This window comes from Acetobacter senegalensis (assembly GCF_001580995.1).
In the GTDB taxonomy this organism is placed as follows: Bacteria; Pseudomonadota; Alphaproteobacteria; order Acetobacterales; family Acetobacteraceae; genus Acetobacter; species Acetobacter senegalensis.
Window position 1 is genome coordinate 1 of record NZ_LHZU01000126.1, and the last position, 16,641, is coordinate 16,641.

12 protein-coding genes are annotated in these 16,641 nt (G+C 59.5%); 4 read left to right on the forward strand and 8 right to left on the reverse strand.

Annotated elements, in window-relative coordinates:
* Positions 1-221: 221 nt before the first annotated feature.
* From AD948_RS07815 to AD948_RS07845, 7 genes are all read right to left on the reverse strand, one after another.
* Entirely contained in the window at positions 222-1,481 is a 1,260-nt protein-coding gene (locus AD948_RS07815; RefSeq protein WP_061471409.1) for an NAD(P)/FAD-dependent oxidoreductase, read from the reverse strand.
* A gap of 102 nt (positions 1,482-1,583) precedes the next feature.
* On the reverse strand, positions 1,584-1,823 hold the full coding sequence (locus tag AD948_RS07820) for a DUF3297 family protein (protein ID WP_006560414.1): 240 nt from the start codon (positions 1,821-1,823) through the stop codon (positions 1,584-1,586).
* Positions 1,824-1,903: 80 nt separating this feature from the next.
* Positions 1,904-5,248, reverse strand: coding sequence for an efflux RND transporter permease subunit (locus AD948_RS07825; protein ID WP_061471410.1), 3,345 nt, complete (start codon positions 5,246-5,248; stop codon positions 1,904-1,906).
* A 171-nt stretch (positions 5,249-5,419) separates the two neighbouring features.
* Entirely contained in the window at positions 5,420-6,256 is an 837-nt protein-coding gene (locus tag AD948_RS07830; RefSeq protein ID WP_061471411.1) for a hypothetical protein, read from the reverse strand.
* A gap of 111 nt (positions 6,257-6,367) precedes the next feature.
* Positions 6,368-7,330, reverse strand: coding sequence for an efflux RND transporter periplasmic adaptor subunit (locus tag AD948_RS07835; RefSeq protein WP_006559761.1), 963 nt, complete (start codon positions 7,328-7,330; stop codon positions 6,368-6,370).
* A 15-nt stretch (positions 7,331-7,345) separates the two neighbouring features.
* On the reverse strand, positions 7,346-7,552 hold the full coding sequence (locus AD948_RS07840; protein ID WP_006559760.1) for a DUF1656 domain-containing protein: 207 nt from the start codon (positions 7,550-7,552) through the stop codon (positions 7,346-7,348).
* Positions 7,552-9,636, reverse strand: a complete 2,085-nt coding sequence (locus tag AD948_RS07845) for an FUSC family protein (RefSeq protein ID WP_058987050.1) — start codon at positions 9,634-9,636, stop codon at positions 7,552-7,554. Before AD948_RS07845 ends, AD948_RS07840 begins: the two co-directional genes overlap by 1 nt.
* 315 nt (positions 9,637-9,951) lie before the next feature.
* Between AD948_RS07845 and AD948_RS07850 the strand changes: the two genes are divergently transcribed.
* A complete protein-coding gene (locus AD948_RS07850) occupies positions 9,952-11,100 on the forward strand; it encodes a metallophosphoesterase family protein (RefSeq protein WP_061471430.1) in 1,149 nt (382 codons plus the stop codon).
* A complete protein-coding gene (locus AD948_RS07855) occupies positions 11,097-13,823 on the forward strand; it encodes an AAA family ATPase (RefSeq protein ID WP_061471412.1) in 2,727 nt (908 codons plus the stop codon). Before AD948_RS07850 ends, AD948_RS07855 begins: the two co-directional genes overlap by 4 nt.
* Here AD948_RS07855 and AD948_RS07860 read toward each other — a convergent pair.
* Entirely contained in the window at positions 13,807-15,267 is a 1,461-nt protein-coding gene (locus AD948_RS07860) for a carbohydrate porin (RefSeq protein WP_058987047.1), read from the reverse strand. The two genes, AD948_RS07855 and AD948_RS07860, sit on opposite strands and share 17 nt — an antisense overlap.
* Before the next feature lie 207 nt (positions 15,268-15,474).
* Here AD948_RS07860 and moaB point away from each other — a divergent pair, with 207 nt between their 5' ends.
* Together moaB and AD948_RS07870 are read left to right on the forward strand one after the other, a co-directional pair.
* Positions 15,475-16,029, forward strand: coding sequence for a molybdenum cofactor biosynthesis protein B (gene moaB, locus AD948_RS07865; RefSeq protein WP_006559877.1), 555 nt, complete (start codon positions 15,475-15,477; stop codon positions 16,027-16,029).
* Positions 16,022-16,603: a DJ-1/PfpI family protein gene (locus tag AD948_RS07870; protein ID WP_006559878.1), complete on the forward strand. Its 582-nt coding sequence runs from the start codon at positions 16,022-16,024 to the stop codon at positions 16,601-16,603. The genes moaB and AD948_RS07870 overlap by 8 nt, the downstream gene beginning before the upstream one ends.
* Positions 16,604-16,641: the final 38 nt, after the last annotated feature.

The window sequence follows — 16,641 nt, forward strand, 5'->3', positions numbered from 1 at the left end:
CAGTGCCAGTGCCAGTGCCAGTGCCAGTGCCAGTGCCAGTTTGCGGGTGTTTTTGAGGCTGAAGGGGAGAATTTTTGTCTCGACGCCTTGCATCAAGCACCCAACGCCAACGCCAACGCCTTCCGCCACACATACGCCTCGGCAGCGTTTACGCGTTGACTTTACCCAGCGTTTAAAACGTCCCTCTCCGTCAGGAGAAGGACGCTGGTATCATCAATGGGTCAGCCTTTGATCCAGTCCGGATGATGCGGCACGGTGACATCCCGGCCTTTGAGCATCATGTCCCAGTACACGCGCGGGAACACGGTGGATTTCAGGAACCAGGCAAAACGGCTGGGTTTGCGCTGATCATAAGGGAAGCTGGGGGCAGGTTTGCCGCCATACAGGAACTCGGCCAGCACAATCTTGCCGTACGCCACCGTCAGCGGGCAGGCGCCATAGCCGTCGTAAGCCCCTGTCAGCGGTTTGCCATCCAGAGAGGCGAGCAGGTTTTTGGTGATAACGGGCGTCTGGGCGCGGGCTGCGGCCATGGTCTTGGCGTTTGACGTGCCAATAACGTCCCCAAGCCCGAAAATGGCGGGGTATTTGGTGTGTTGCAGGGTGGTGGGGTCCACATCCACCCAACCGCCACCATTGGCCAGCGGGCTCTGCTTGATGAAGTCCGGCGCGCTCTGTGGTGGGGTGACATGCAGCATGTCAAACTCTTTCACCACATGCTCGGTCTGGCCTTCCGCATTGGTGAAGGCAAATGTCGCCTTGCGTTCCGGGCCGTTTACGGCAACCAGATTGTGCTTGTACTGCAGGTTGATGCCGTAATAATCAACGGCTTCCTGCAACGGCGGACGGTAATAGGCCACACCGAACAGGGCATCCCCGGCAAGGCAGAATTCCACATTGGTACGGAACAGCGTGCCGTGCTTGCGCCAGTAGTCAGATGCCAGATACGCGATTTTCTGCGGAGCGCCTGCGCATTTGATAGGCATGGGCGGCTGGGTGAACAGGGCGGTGCCGCCAGCCAGGGACTGAATGCATGTCCAGGTATATTCCACCGTTTCCTTGGAATAATTGCTGCACACGCCATTGCGGCCCAGCGTTTCCTTCAGGCCCTCAATCTTGTCCCAGTCCAGTTGCAGGCCGGGGCAGACCACCAGACGGTTGTAGGCCACGGTGCGACCATCTTCCAGTGTCACCTGATTTTCATCCGGCTGGAAAGAGGCGGCGGCAGCGCGCAGCCAGGTGCAGCCAGAGGGAATAAGGCCGCCTTCCTGGCGTAGCGTGCTTTTCAGGGTCATGGTGCCAGCGCCCACCAATGTCCAACCCGGCTGGTAAGCGTGGGTGGTGGAGGGCTCGATAATAGCGATATCAAGGCTCGGACGTTCGTGCAGAAGACGGGCCGCTACCGCGATACCGGCAGTTCCGCCCCCCACGATAACAACAGTGTAGTGAAGGTCCGGCTTGGTACCGGTTTCAGGCTGGGCCATGAGTGTCTCCCTGGACGCTGTCACATTTACACAATTACGTTAACACACATCGATAATTAGTTAAGTCCCCTAATTATCGATGTGGTATGTGCTGAGAGCAGTTCAGTCCTTGATCCAAACTTCCACCGGGCCCTGAAGTTTCATGGTCAGGGGGTTGCCGTGCCGGTCAACGGTTTTGCCCACGGCCACGCGGATCCAGCCTTCGCTGATGCAGTATTCTTCCACGTTGGTTTTTTCCACGCCCTTGAAGCGCACCCCAATGCCGCGTTCCAGAAGCTCACCATTGAAGAACGGGCTTTCCGGGTTGACGGAGAGGCGATCGGGCAGGGTATCGGCTGACATGGTTTTTCTCGTCCTTGTCTGGTTGGATGAATGGCGTGTGTCTTACCGTCTTTTGGCGGGAATGACCATGTGAGTTGCCCTCAGGAGGGATGAGAGGACGCAACATCCGCATCGGGCCGGTGCCTGCCGGTAAAGCGGTTGCGCAACGCGCTGGCCTTGCGGCGTGTCCACGCGCTGAGGCGATGCATGAACAGATACACAACCGGCGTGGAATACAGGGTGAGCAACTGGCTTGTGGCCAACCCGCCTATGACCGCAATGCCCAGCGGGCGGCGCAGTTCAGAGCCATAGCCATGCCCAAACACAAGCGGCACCGCGCCAAAGGCGGCGGCAAGGGTTGTCATCAGAATGGGGCGGAAGCGGGTGATGCACGCCTGATAGATGGCCTCCCGCGGGGGCAGGTTTTGCTCGCGCTCGACATGGAGGGCGAAATCAATCATCAGAATGGCGTTTTTCTTCACAATCCCGACCAGAAGAATAACACCGATCATGGCGATCAGGGAGAACGGTTCCTGACAGATCCAGAGTGTCAGCATCGCGCCCACGGCGGCGGATGGCAGGGTGGAGAGAATGGTCAGGGGCTGGATGTAGCTTTCATACAGAATACCCAGCGTGACATACATGGTGGCCAATGCCGCTATGAACACCAGCAGTTCATTGATCATGTTTTTCTTCATATCCCCGGCCTGACCGGAGAAATCTCCGTGCAGGGCAATGGGCGTATGAAGGCTGATCATGGCCTTCTGAATTTCAGACGTTGCATCGCCCAGGGATTTTCCGGGGGCGAGGTCAAAGGATATGGAGCCGGAGATAAACCCGTTCTCGTGACTGACCTGTAGCGGGGTGGGGGTAGTGACCAGCCGCGCCACGGTGGGGAGTGGCACCATGGTTTCAGAGGAAGAAGACACAGCCGACCCGTTGGAGGCTCCGGCACCGCCACCTGCCAGCCGGTTGGCAATGGCGTTGCGGAAGGATTGCTCGCTCAGCGTGACGGCCTGCGATGTTGAAGCATCGGTCGGTTTTTTGACGCGCACCGTGTTGGACGCAATGGCGCCAGAGGCCGTGCCGCCAGCGGTGGAGACCCAGAGCGTTTTGAGCGTGTCCGGGTTTTCACGGAAATATTTTTCAACTTCCATCACCACGTAATAGGTTGTTAGCGGTGTGGATATGGCGGAGGCTGTTCTCTGCCCGAAGGCATCATACAGCGCATTCCCGATCAACTGGGGCGTTACCATATAGCGGGCGGCGGTATCACGCTGAATGAGCACATGCATGGCGGTACCGTTGCCGGAAAGCTGGCTGTTGACCCCAACCAGAACCTTGCTTTTGCGCAGCAGTTCTGTCAGGCGCGGCACCCACGTATAGATGTCCTCATCATTATCGCTCTGGAAGATGTAGGTGTAGGTGCCCTGATGCTGGCGCTGCCCACCACCATTGATATCCCCAGCATTGGAAATACTGGCGGTAAGGCCCGGAATATCGCGCACCCGCGCCCGCACACGGGCGGCAATCTGCTCCGGTGTTGATGTGCGGCTTGCCTTGTCCGTCAACTGCGCAAAAACCTGCGCTTCATTGGCGGAATCCTCGCCAGCAAAGCCCAGAACGGCTTCAACATCATGGTCCACCATCATGGCCTGCACCACTTTGCGGGCCTTGTCTGATGTAGCGGTGAAGGAACTGGTCTGGTCTGTGCTCAGATAGCTTTCAATCAACGAGATATCTTCTGCCGGAAGAATGGTTTTGGACATCACGATCAGAATGCCGATGGTGGCAAAGAAGCTGAGCGGCAGGGAAGATAAAATGAGCCACGGATGCCGCAACGCCCAGCGGAGCGAGCGCGTGTAGCCGCGCATCAGCCATTCCAGCCCCTTATCCGTGGCGTCGGCCAGAAGGGAGGCCATGCGGACCAGAATGTTCCTGCTGACGGTATGATGGCCCCCTTCATGATGCACTTCCAGCATGTAGGCGCACATCATGGGGGTGAGCGAGATGGACAGGAAGAACGAGACCGTGACGGCTGTTGTCAGCGTCATGGCGAATTCAAAGAAGATCTTGCCCGGCACACCACCCAGCAGAAGCAGGGGCAGGAAAACCGCAATCAGGGAAATGGTGATGGAGAGAATGGTGAACGCAATCTCGCGCGAGCCCAGAAGTGTTGCCTCCATGCGGGTCATGCCCGCTTCCATGTGACGGGCAATGTTTTCCACCACCACAATGGCGTCATCCACCACAAAGCCGGTGGCGATGGTGAGCGCCATCAGCGAGAGGGTATCCAACGAGAACCCCAGCACATGCATGATGGCCAGAGAACCAGCCAGTGAGATGGGCACGGTAATGGCGGGAATAAGCGTGGAACGCCAACTGCGCAGAAACGCCAGCACCACCAGCACCACCAGCAGGACCGAGATCAGCAAGGTATATTGCGTATCAATCAGAGCGCCACGGATGGATACGGACCGGTCTGACACCAGCTTGAAAGACACATCAGGCGGCAACGCATTGCTGAGAATTTCAGCGCGCGCGCGGATGGCGTCTGTCACTTCAATCACGTTCGCGCCGGGTTGCGGGCGGATAACCGTGATAATGGCGGGCTTTTTATTATACCAGCCCGCCTTGCGCTCATCCTGCGGGCCGTCGCGCACCTTGGCCACATCGGTCAGCCGCACGGGCCGCCCGTTGCGGTAACCAATCACCAGATCCCGATACTGCTCTGCCGTGCGGGCCTGATCATTTGTTTCCAGCGTCAGGCGCTGGCCGCCGGAATCCACAAATCCCTTGGGGGTATTGGCGTTGGCAGAGGCCAGCGCCGAGCGCACATCTTCAAACCCCACGCCATATTTATAGAGCAGCAGGGGGTTCATTTCCACGCGGACCGCAGGCTTGGAGGCACCTACCAGTTCCACCCAGCCCACGCCCTTTACGCCGGAGAGCAGAGGCTTCAGCCGCGTTTCCGCCAGATCCCGCAGAGCGGAGGGGGACCGGGTATCCGATGTCATGGCCGCCAGCATGATCGGGCTGTCAGAAGGGTTGGCCTTATAATATTGCGGCGGCATCAGCAGGGTGTTGGGCATGTCCTGCCGAGCGGCCTGCAAGGCGGCTTCCACATCACGCGCGGCCCCGTTGATATCCCGGCTGTCATCAAAAAACATCAGGACAAAGGCGTCCTTGTCCGTTGAATCGGAGCGCATGCTGGTCAGGCCCGCAATCTGGCCCAGATGCCGTTCAAGCGGGGTGGTGAGGGAACTGGCCATCTGCTGTGGCGAACTGCCGGGCTGGGATGCCACAACATAGATTACGGGGACGGAAATATTGGGCAGATCAGCCACCGGCATGGCGCGGTAGGCAAACACGCCTGCCAGCACAAAGGCCAGGGCCATTAAAATGGTGCCGACAGGCCGCATGATAAAAAGTCGGCAGAGGGACAAGCGTGATCTTCCTTAGCGTACGGGGAATTTTCCCGGCGCTGCGGTGCAACGCGGGGTGAGGTGGGGCACCGTGTCTGTTCCCGGCAGCATAATGTTAAAACTGGGTAACGAAAATACGAATCTGTGGGCCGGGGGCGCTTCTGCGCAAGGCAGAGGGAAAAAAGCGCAGGCTCATGGTATTGCGGTCACACGGTCAGCATGGGTGCGGGGTGGTGGTGCGCTGGCGTCTGGAATAATTTTGCCGCTGCCATCGCGTTCCGTCGCCAGAGTGTCGCCTACCTTGTCCACAATAATGCTGCCGCTGGACATGACATGAAAAACGCCCACATCCGTAGTCCCATGCATCACGGCATCCCCCGTGCTGGCGGAGGTGATTTCAAGCGCCTGCAAATGGCCAGACTGTGCGGTGAAGGTGGCTGATCCACCCAGATAGAGCGCGAGCGCAGGGGCCGTAATGGCGCGGATGGTGACAGGTGCTGCCGTTTCAGAGCGGATGCGCGCGGAATCTGACAGGATGCGGATGGTAATGGGGCCGGTGGAGGTGGAGACCAGCCCCAGTTCGCCCGCCTTGCCCATTTCCACCGGTGCGGACCCGGCACGGATGAACACCGTGCTTTTGCGGTCATCCAGCAAAACTGCCGTGCGGTCTGCGTTGTCTATGGTCAAAGGGGTTGTGGGGCGGGTGGTAATGGTCAGGGCACTGGCCAGTGGTGTGGCGGCCGTGCAGTTGGCCTGGGTAATGTAGATTACGTTGTCCTTGCCCACAGTGGCGGTCACGCCGGAGGGGAGGACGTCTGGCAGTTGGGCCGCGCCATGAATGTCGGTTGAAGCCGCCACATGCAGGCGCGTCAGGCACGGCGTGCTGATGCTTACACCTTTACCATCCAGATCAACCGCAGCGTGCGCTGGGCGTGTGGCCAGTGCCAGAAAGGGAAGGATCAGGGCGGCGCGGGATACAATGTGAACTAGTCGGGCGGCGGAATGCATCATGGCGGTATTATGTGCCATGCCTCAGGCTGGGCCGTCCAGTTGGCGTTGCACCGTGGGCGGCCCAAGTCTTCATAAAAATACCCGGGTGGCCCGTGTTGTTACAGGGGCCGTTTTTTATGCGCAGGGTTGTCAGTCGTGGGTGCCGCTGCCTCCTGTGCCTCCCATAAGGGTGTCATGCAGGCGGTTCAGGGTTTCAGTCAGCGTATCATGGGCACGTTTGCCTTTACTGCCCACAACGGTGACGGTTGTTGTCATGCCCGCGGCAAGCTGGGTGCCGGGGGGAATGCTGTCAATGTGAACACGCACCGGAATACGCTGGGCCAACCGCACCCACGTATAAACCGGATCAACCGAGGGCAGACCCTGCGTGGCGGGTGTTGCGTTGGGGGTTGCAATACCACGGGTGATGCTCACTACATGGCCCCACATGGGGGCGCGGTACCCCATCAGATCCATGCGCACGCGGTCCCCGACATGAATGGCGCGGATCTTGGTTTCTTCAAAATAACCATCCACCCAGTAGGATGACGCATCAATCACCCGGATGTTGGGCTGCCCCGCCGTGGCAAAATCCCCCACACGCATGATCAGGTTGGTGACATAGCCTGTCACCGTGCTGCGAACATGGGTTCGGTCCAGATTGATCTTGGCCTGCGAGAGCGCGGCCAGAGCCTCCCCATACTGGGCTTTGGCAATGTCCGCCGTGGCCTGATACACCTGCTTTTCTTCCCGTGAGGCCGCAGCTTCCGTCAGTTTGTCACGCCGGGTCTGCTGGGTGTCCTTCAACACCATGTCCGCCTGCCGCTCATTCACGCGGGCAGTGGCCGTTGCAAGCGCGACCTTGAAGTCAAAAGGATCGATATCGTAAAGAACATCGCCTGCATGGACAAACTGGTTGTCCCGCACGCGGACATCAATAATCTGGCCGGAAACACGGGGGGCGATATCTGCCACCTGTACACGCACCTGGCCGTTACGGGTCCAGGGCGCGGCGGTATAATAGTCCCACAGCACAAAGGCAACAACGGCGGCAATGGCAAGGATTGTCCCGGTCGTGACAAACTGCAGGGCGCGGCGGGCGCGTTCAAACACGGTGGGAAAGTCCTTTCACAGCAGAATAGTATAAAGGCCGATCAGGCAGACAAGCAGCCCGAATTCAGCCAGTGGCAGGTTCCAGATCACGCGGCGGGCGCGCACCTTTGCCAGAATGGGGCTCAGGATCAGCAGCGTGGCAATGGCCAGCCCGGCATGCACCACAAAAGAGGACACAAGCAGTCCCCCCACATCCAGAACGGGCCTGAGGTCAAGTTCCATCAGGTGGCCTTCCAGCGTTGGTCAGGCAGCGGCAGCAGATCATACAGATGCAGGGCCGAGCGGTTATGTTCCAGCAGCCGGATGGCCCCCACCATGGCGGAGACAGCCGCCAGCGCCGTGGCCATCTGGCCATGTGGCAGGGTGATGCTGTGGTCAAGCAGCAGGCGGGCCTTGTGGCGCATGCGGTAAACGGCGGCATCAATATTGTAGATAATGGTGGAACGGTAGGCGGCCTCTGCATCCGCACGGATGGCGGGAATGGTGGCGGCACGTTGCAGGTGGCGGCGGGCACGGGCTAGTTCCACGTTCAGTTCATCCAGACTGGAAAGCCGCATGAACACGCGGGTCTTGGCCTTGTTGGAGGGCAGGTAGCTGTTCCATTCCAGAATACGGCACAGGCGATCATAATGGCGGCTGATCAGGGCGGAGCCTGCCTGTTCCCCATGTCCTTCAAACTGGAGCCGCAGATCATGCCCGATTGTCAGCGCCACGCGGAAGCGGCGGCGGTTGGCGGAGGGCGGCAGCAGCAGCACCAGTGAAATGAAGATGATGATGGCCGAAAACAGATAGAGCACATTGCGGTCAATAAAGGCCGAGGGCTCGTAATTCTGTTCGTTCGCCACGCCCAGAATGACAAAGAAGAACACGCCGGCGTTGAACCCCACGGTGGCGGTCTTGGGGTTGAGCAGCAGTAGGCAGGCCGCGAAAATAACGGGCAGAATGGCCATGGCCAGAAACGGCATGTCTGCCCCGTGTGGCAGCACGCCAAAATTGAGGACTGCCGCAACCGCAACGGCCAGAGGGGTGCCGATCAGCGCCCCCATGCCAAAGCCGCGGGCATTATAGGTGGTGGCGGCCAGCGTAAGAATAATGGCCACCTGAGACAGCGCCGTATAGGTGGCTGGAATATCGGAAATCACGCACAGCCCGGCAGCGACCGTAAAGCCGACCAGTGTGCGCAACCCGGCCAGCAGGGCGGCAATCACGTCCTGATGTTGGTCAATTTTCAGGTCGGGCGCGGTTGTGCGGGCGCGGCGGCCGTTCTCGAAGGCATCAATGCCGTCCGCGGCCCAGCGGGCATCAGAAAGGAGCGCCATGGAGCGTTCAATCAACCATGCCTCATCCAGTGTCGGCCCGCGGGAGAGTTCCTCGGCATGGGCTTCCCGCGCCAGATCTTCCAGATCATGCACGGCCTGACGGGGGGACGCGACGGGCGTGCCATCTCCAAAAGCTGTACGGATATGGTTGAGCACCGGGCCGGAAATTTCTCCGCGCCGCAGAACAGCGGCAATGGCGCGGCTACAGCTCAGCATTTCCAGCAGGGCCACCATGGCGGAGCGTGCTCCGGCCAGCCGCACATGGGCATCGGGCAGTTCCGTTTTGGCGAAGGAGGCCTGAGACGTCAGGGCGATGATCTCGCCTGCCAGCCCGGCGCAGGCTGTCTCATCAGGAATGCCGTGGCCCGCTATGGCCTCACGCGCAATGCGCTTCACCATGTCTGCTGTGCGGTGGAGGTTGGCGGCCAGTTTTTCAAAGGCGGTGGGGGAGCCAAAAAAGTCGTTTACGGCGGCAGTGGCGGCAATCCCCACGATAATGGCGGACACACGGTTAACCGTGACATCAAAGGCGGCTGCCGGATTATCAATGCAACTGATACCCACAATGGCCACGGTGTAGCCGGAGAGCATGGCGGCATAGGCACGGAAATCTTTTTCCAGCGTGCCGATAATGGTGCACAGCGTCAGCCACAGTGCCACGCCCCCCAGAAACACGCCGCGCTCCTGATTAAAGCAGGCGGTAAGGAACAGGGCCACAAACGCGCCGATCATGGTGCCAGCCAGCCGGTACACCGCTTTGGAGAGCACCTGCCCGCGCAGGGGCTGCGCCAGAATCATCACGGTTACGGCGGCGGAACCGGGGGAAGAAAGTTGCAGCCAGAAGGCCGTGCTCAATGCCAGCACGGCGGAAAGCCATGTGCGCAGGCAGAACAGGAACCAGCCCGGCGGAAACACGCCTTTGGGCAGTGGAAGGCGCACGCCTTTCCAGAAGCCGACAGTAGAGGCGGCTGGGTGTTGTATACTCATCCTTTTTCCGCCCGTGCCGCTTTACTCGAAACCATTTGCGCCAGACATGCGCGACTCAAACCAGCCTGCCCCCGACTCCTATTGGTATAAAGTCTATTAAATTAAAATATAAACTCTGGCGTGATGCCTGTAACGCTGGTCGGGGTTGCGTGGAATGCGCAAGACCCCGCGCCTCCGGCTTTCGGGGCCCGTAACCCTAGAGCCTGCCTTCTTTTATGGCACCTGAATAAGGTGTCACAAAGGCGCACCCGCCATGGTTTTCTTCTTCGGAATGTGATGTTCAAGGGAAGGAATAAGGCCGGATGGGATCATGTGATGAAATTTGTGCACACGTCTGACTGGCAGATTGGCCGGACATTCCGTTTTGCGGATGATGACACTCTGGGCGCCCTTCAGGCCGAACGGGTGGAGGTGATCAGGCGGCTGGGGCAACTGGCCCGGCAGGAAGGGGCTGCCCATGTGCTGGTGGCGGGGGATGTGTACGAGCATGAAACCCCAACCGAGAAAACCCTGCATCAGCCCATGGAGCGCATGCGCCAGTTTCCCGATGTGCAATGGCACCTTATTCCCGGCAATCATGATGCGGATACACCGGAAGGCGTCTGGGCCCGGCTGCTGCGTGAGGAAGCCGTGCCGGAAAACGTGACGGTGCATCGGCAACCCGGCCCCGTTCGGCTGGTGGGGGCTGAAGAGGCATGGTTGCTGCCTGCCGTACTGCAGCGCCGCCATGTGCTGAGTGATCTGACGGCTTATATGGATGAAGCGCCCACCCCACCGGATGCCTTGCGGATTGGCTTGGCCCATGGGTCGGTAACCGGCTTTGGTAATGGAGAGGAAGCCGACCATAATCCGGTTGCCATAGACCGAGCCAGAAAGGCGGGGCTGAGCTATCTGGCGTTGGGAGATTGGCACGGGTTCTGCCAGATTGATGCCCGCACGGCGTATTCCGGCACGCCGGAGACAGACCGTTTTGGAGCCGGTGGTGGCGGTGGCGGCGAGGCGCTGGTGGTAAACCTGCGTTGTCCACGCGCCGAACCAGAGGTTACCCGGCACAGAACCGGGCGTTATGTCTGGAAAAAGTTTGAGGATGTGACCTTAACCAACGCTGAGGATATTCACGCGCTGGAAGCCCGTGTGCGTGGTGTGGCACCGGATAATCCGGGGGCTGTTCTGGTGTGGCTGGTGGTTTCCGGTTTGCTGAATGTGGACGATATGGCGCTGTATGAAAGTACCATCATCCGCCGTTTGAGCGGGGCGGTGGCGTGTCTGCGCCTGTCTGGCGCGCCACAGCTTTCTGCCGGGCTGGATGATCTGGAACGCTTTGGCCCCGGTGGGGCCGTGCGCACGGCGGCGGAGTTGCTGCTTGAGCAGGCGCAGGGCGGAGGAGAGGAAGGCGCAGTGGCCGCCGATGCATTGCAACGGCTTTTTCTGTTCTGGAACGAAGTGGGAGGGCAGGCAGCATGATCCTGACTGATGTGCAGGTTGAAGGGTTTCGCCGTTTTGCTTCGCCCGTAAGGCTGGATGGGCTGGGGCCGGGGCTGAACGTGCTGGCTGCCCCGAATGAAGCCGGAAAATCCACATTGTTGCTGGCGCTGCGGGCTGCGTTGACCCTGCGCCATTCTTCCAAAAGCAGCGTGATCAAGGGGTTTGCACCCTATGGTGGAGGCGCGCCGCATGTGGCCCTGAGTTTTACCTGGAAGGGTATGGCCTGCACGCTGGAAAAACGGTTTCTGAACAAAACCTGCGCGCGATTGCGGCTGGGGCCGGAGCAGTTTGAAGGGGATCAGGCGGAAGAAAAGCTGCGGGATCTGCTGGGGTTGGCGGACGCAGGGAAAGGCGAGGCCGCAGGGTTATGGAATGCGTTGCTGGTGGGGCAGGGAGAAAGTTTTACCCAGCCAAACCTGAATGAGGCAGGCCATGCCAGTTTGCGGGATTGCCTTGAACAGGGCGTGGAAAAAGCCGTGGGCGGTGCCGCGGCCAGTGCCGTACTGGCTAAAGTGCGGGACCGCCTGCTTCTGTTGCAGACAGCCTCTACAGGCAAGCCGACTGGCCGCTACAAACAGGCGTTGGAGCAGGAACAGGCCGCACAGGACCGTTTGCAAACTCTTGAAGCGCGTAAAGCGGCTTTGGAAGAAGATCTGGTGGCGCTGGAACAGGCGCGCCGTATTCTGCGGGAGCAGGAAGACCCGGAGCGCAGGGCGCATGAAGAAGCCGCGCTGAAAGAATTGCGCCTTGTGCGGGACAAGGTGCTGCGGCTGGATGCCGAGGAACACGCCGCCCGTGCTGCACTGACCGCTGCCATTACGGCCTGTTCAAGCGCGCGGCAGGAACAGGAAAGGCGGCAGGAAAATAAGGTAAGGCAACTGCACCTTGAGCGCGCGTGTGCCGAGAGCCAGCAGACGCTGGATGGGCTGGCGCAAAAGGTGCGGCAGGCCCGGCGATGCCTTGATCTGTGTCGTCAGAAACGGGAACAGGCTGAACAGCAACACCAGCACCGCAGACAGCAGCGTATGGTGGCGGCCCGGCGCGCGACGTTGCAGCAGATGCAGGACACGTTGGCGCAGGAGCGGGCGCTTTTGCATCGTGCGGAAGCCGCTTTTGCGCGGCTGGAGCAGGAGCAGGCTATTCTGGCGGCTCTGCGCGTGGATGAAGCGAGCATCCAGCGTATTCGCAAGGCCGCGCGGCAGCATGAGCAGGCAGTTGCCTTGCTGGAGGCAAACGCCCCTGTTCTGAGCATGGCCCTGCTGCCCGAAGCAGTGCAGCGCGTAACGCTGAACGGCGCCCCCTGCCGTGAGGGTGAAATACGCCTGACTGCGATTACTACCGTACGGATCGAAGGTGTCGGGCAGTTTCAGATCACACCGGCCCGGCAGGAACAGGACGATGTGCAGGGTAAGGTTCAGGCCGCCCTTACCCAACTGGAAACCCTGCTGCAACAGGCTGGTTGCCAGAATGTTGCGGAGGCCGAGCACCGTTTTGAGGAGCATCGACAGGCGGAAGTTCGTCTGGTGGAAGCGCGTGCTGCTTACAGGGCGACATTGCCAGACGGCACCGATCTGGCGCGCGATAACGGCGGCCAGGCGCTTGCGGCGTTGCGCAAGACGATCATGCAAAAGGATGCTGATCTGGTGCTGGCCCGTAAGGAAAATATTGCCGAGGGAGAGGGGGCTACAGCCGACGCTGACGGCGTGCCGCCGTGTGGTGCTGATACGCTCCTGACGCCTGATCAGGCGGCTGAGGCCGAAGACCAGGCTGCGCGCGAGGCCGAGAATGCTCGTCACGCCGAACGGGATGAGCAGGCCGCCTGTGCCGTGCTTCAGGCTGAACAGGACAAAGCGGACGCCGCGTTGCGCGCATTAACGCAGGCACTGGAGCATCTTCAGCGTGAGCAGGCCGTGAGCGTGGCGCGGGAAGCAGATGAGGCTCTTGCCCAACGGGCTGAGGAGGCACAGCGCGCGCAGGCCACCGCACAGGCCCGCGTGGAACAACTGGCGCAGGCTCGGCAGGAGGAACAACCTCTTTCCGTGGTGGAAAGCGGTATCAGACGGCGCGAACAGGCTCTGGATACGGCTCGGACCGCCATCACCCGGTTGCGGGAAGATATTCGCGGGCGGGAAACCCGCGTGCGTCTGGCAGAAGGCGAAGGGGTGGATGAGCAGATAGCCGAGGCCCGCCGTGCGGTAGAGCGCCTGCGCCTTGAACGCGAGGGCTGTGAACGGGAGCGAGCCGCGCTTGTGCTGCTGCAAAACACGCTGGGGCAGGCAGAGCGAACCCAGACCGAACGTTATCTGGCCCCGTTACGGCGTACCATTCAGCCTGCTTTTTCGGCTGTTTTTCCGGGTGCCAGCGTGGCGTTTGATACAAGTTTCGGGGTGGAGGCACTTACACGCAGGCAGGCGGAGGAGTTCAACAAGCTCTCGGATGGCACGCAGGAGCAGATTTCCGTTCTGGTGCGGTTGGGCTTTGCAGAACTGCTGCATGCGCGGCAGGGCAGCAGCATTCTGGTGCTGGATGATGCACTGAGCTTTTCTGATTCCCTGCGGCTGGAGCGCGTGTTTGATGTGCTGGCTGATGCCGCCACACGCTTCCAGATTCTGGTGCTGACCTGCCGGGCGGAAACCTTTGCAACGCTGGGTGGCAGGGCGTTAACCCTGCAATCCTTGCTGGAGTTTACAGAACCACGTTGAACTGAAGCGCCATAACGGCGGCATCATGGAAGGTGGTGGTGCCGCCGGGGCGGTTGATATACTGGAAGTCTGGCTGAAGGGTCAGCCCGTTGGCCACATGGGCGTTATAGAAGAATTCGTAAATGTTTTCGTGCGACTGCACGCCCCATACCTGCCCCCACTGGTTGGACTGGAAGGGCTGGCCACCAAAAATGGAGGCTTCCTGCTGCAAGGCCACCGTGCGGCTCATGTTCAGCCACTGATACATGACGCCAATGCTGTCCAGCGGGCGGCCCCATGGCTTTCCGGTTTCCAGCATGCCGGTCCAGATATGGTGGGACATGGCGGTGGTCTTGCCGTCCGTCCACATATAGCCAGCCATGGCGATCAGGCCGTTGGTGGGGCCTTCTCCGTTGCGCACAAGCATCTGGTCTGCATGCACCCAGGCGCTGGCACGGCCCGCATGGTAACGGGCAGGCTGGCCGGTCAGCACCCACGGGTTGCCGTTCACGTCCTCATACAGATCCTTGTATTTGGAGTTATCGTAGCTGTACCCGGCCTTGTAATGGCCTACCAGCTTGTCCTTGCCGAAGGACGGCATCCAGCCGATTTCAACCGGGGTTGAAAATTTGCCCAAGCCGTCCTGTGCCCATGCCCAACCGGAAATACCACCGTTGAAGGCATGGGGAGAAACGGCAAACAAACCAGCCATAATATAAGTGTCATTTGTGGGCATGACACGAGCAACAGCACCCAGGTTGCCGGAGGGCCAATCCCGGTTGCCTTCTGTGTATTTGTTGGGGGCAGGGTTACCGCACACCGCCACGTTCATATACATACAGTAGAGGGGGGAGGCGGCAAAAAAGCTGCCAACCGGAATCCAGCCTGCACTGATGTCCAGATGATTATTCAGGAAGGAGTGCTCCCCATACAGATAGACAAGATGCGCCACCACGTTCCCACGCGCACCGTAGATCTGCTGCACACCGCCAATGGAATCTCCAATGTAATCCGTGCTCAGGTTCCGCCCGTGGCCGTTCACCACCATCATGTGGGTCCAGAACCCGTCCATCAGTTTGGTGTTGGTCAGCTTGCCCCAGTCCACATCCAGTTCCACCCCAACCTGCCCGGCGTTGGTGACACCCTGCTTGCGGCCCCCTTTGAAGTTGCCCGCCAGTTCTTCATGCACGTCAGCCAGAATATGAATGCCGTGGTCCAGCAGCCATGGCTGTGCGCCCCACCAGTCCCCAAAAAAATGGTTGTGGCCATAGGGGGCAGAAAACAGAGGGCCGGGATCTTCTACCGGGCTGGCTTCATTATTGGCTTCCAGGCTGGGCCAGAGCCCGACCGAACTGTTGCCGCCCGTAAGGATCTGGGCATGAGCCTGACCGGAATAGGCCGAAACAAGCAGACAGGTAAGGGAAAGCGCGCAAAAGGAAGAAAGGCCAGGAGAAGAGAGTGCCATGATGTGTTGATTTTTTCTCGTGGATTAAAGAAACTTCGCCGAAGTAAAGTTTTCGTTTTTGGAGAGGGCGGGGTTCGGATTAAAACATTTTTACATGGTTTGGTTCCCAATATGCGTGTTTGATGGTGATTTTCGGGCGCTGGTCTGTATTTTTTTGACGAGTGATGCGTTGCTGCATCAGAAACTAAAGGGAATAACCCCACTCTTATGAGCAAGATTGATACAACCCGCCCGTTTCTGCCGGTGCGTATTGCAGTCATGACGGTATCGGATTCACGTACATTGGAGACCGATACATCAGGCCAGGCACTGGTTTCCCGCATTGAAGGCGCGGGTCATGTGCTGGCGGACCGCACCATTGTGCGGGATGATGTGCAGCAGATTACAGAACAGCTTAGAAACTGGATAAACGATCCTCTGGTTGATGTTGTCATAACCAACGGCGGTACAGGTGTGACCGGCCGGGATGTGACGCCCGAAGCGTTTGAGGACGTCCTTGAAAAGCGCATTGAAGGCTTTGGCGAACTTTTCAGGATGCTATCCTACAGGAAAATCGGCACGTCCACAATCCAGTCACGCGCGCTGGCCGGTGTGGCGAACGGCACCTACCTGTTTGCGCTGCCCGGTTCCACGGGCGCTGTGAAGGACGGATGGGACGATATTTTGGTGTTTCAGCTTGATAGCCGGCACCGTCCCTGCAACTTTGTGGAACTGATGCCCCGCCTGCGGGAACATCTGAGCGAAGGAGACCACCATGGCTGATGATGCTGTAAAACTGCTGATGCTGGCAGGCGACTATGTTGAAGATTATGAAATCATGGTGCCGTATCAGGCGCTCCTGATGCTGGGTTACAAAGTGGATGTGATCAGCCCCGGCAAAAAGGCAGGGGACAGCGTGATAACCGCTATTCATGATTTTGAAGGCGCGCAGACCTACAGCGAAAAACGCGGCCATAATTTCACGCTCAACGCCACGTTTGAGGACGTTGATACGGATGATTATATTGGGCTGGTTGTGCCCGGTGGGCGTGCACCGGAGCATCTGCGCATGAACCCGCGCGTGATCGAGATTGTCAAAGCCTTTGCTGATCGGCCTCTGGCAGCCATCTGCCATGGCGCGCAGCTTCTGGCCGCGGCGGATATCATCAAGGGGCGCAAGGTTTCTGCCTATCCGGCGTGCCGCCCGGAAGTGGAACTGGCGGGTGCGACCTATGCCGATATTCCGGTAACGGATGCCGTGACCGATGGCGAACTGGTAACAGCGCCTGCATGGCCGGCGCACCCCGCCTGGCTGGCACAGTTCATCACGGTTTTGGGAGCATCAGTCTCTATTTAGTGCATTGGCATCTCCATCCTGTTGTGCATCATAACGGT

Bases quoted from the DNA above. Each gene is read 5' to 3' on its own strand.
- AD948_RS07820 (WP_006560414.1), bottom strand. From the start codon at position 1,823: ATGTCAGCCGATACCCTGCCCGATCGCCTCTCCGTCAACCCGGAAAGC.
- AD948_RS07860 (WP_058987047.1), bottom strand. From the start codon at position 15,267: ATGGCACTCTCTTCTCCTGGCCTTTCTTCCTTTTGCGCGCTTTCCCTT.
- AD948_RS07870 (WP_006559878.1), top strand. From the start codon at position 16,022: ATGGCTGATGATGCTGTAAAACTGCTGATGCTGGCAGGCGACTATGTT.
- AD948_RS07840 (WP_006559760.1), bottom strand. From the start codon at position 7,552: ATGGAACTTGACCTCAGGCCCGTTCTGGATGTGGGGGGACTGCTTGTG.
- AD948_RS07850 (WP_061471430.1), top strand. From the start codon at position 9,952: ATGAAATTTGTGCACACGTCTGACTGGCAGATTGGCCGGACATTCCGT.
- AD948_RS07830 (WP_061471411.1), bottom strand. From the start codon at position 6,256: ATGGCACATAATACCGCCATGATGCATTCCGCCGCCCGACTAGTTCAC.
- moaB (WP_006559877.1), top strand. From the start codon at position 15,475: ATGAGCAAGATTGATACAACCCGCCCGTTTCTGCCGGTGCGTATTGCA.
- AD948_RS07815 (WP_061471409.1), bottom strand. From the start codon at position 1,481: ATGGCCCAGCCTGAAACCGGTACCAAGCCGGACCTTCACTACACTGTT.
- AD948_RS07855 (WP_061471412.1), top strand. From the start codon at position 11,097: ATGATCCTGACTGATGTGCAGGTTGAAGGGTTTCGCCGTTTTGCTTCG.
- AD948_RS07845 (WP_058987050.1), bottom strand. From the start codon at position 9,636: ATGAGTATACAACACCCAGCCGCCTCTACTGTCGGCTTCTGGAAAGGC.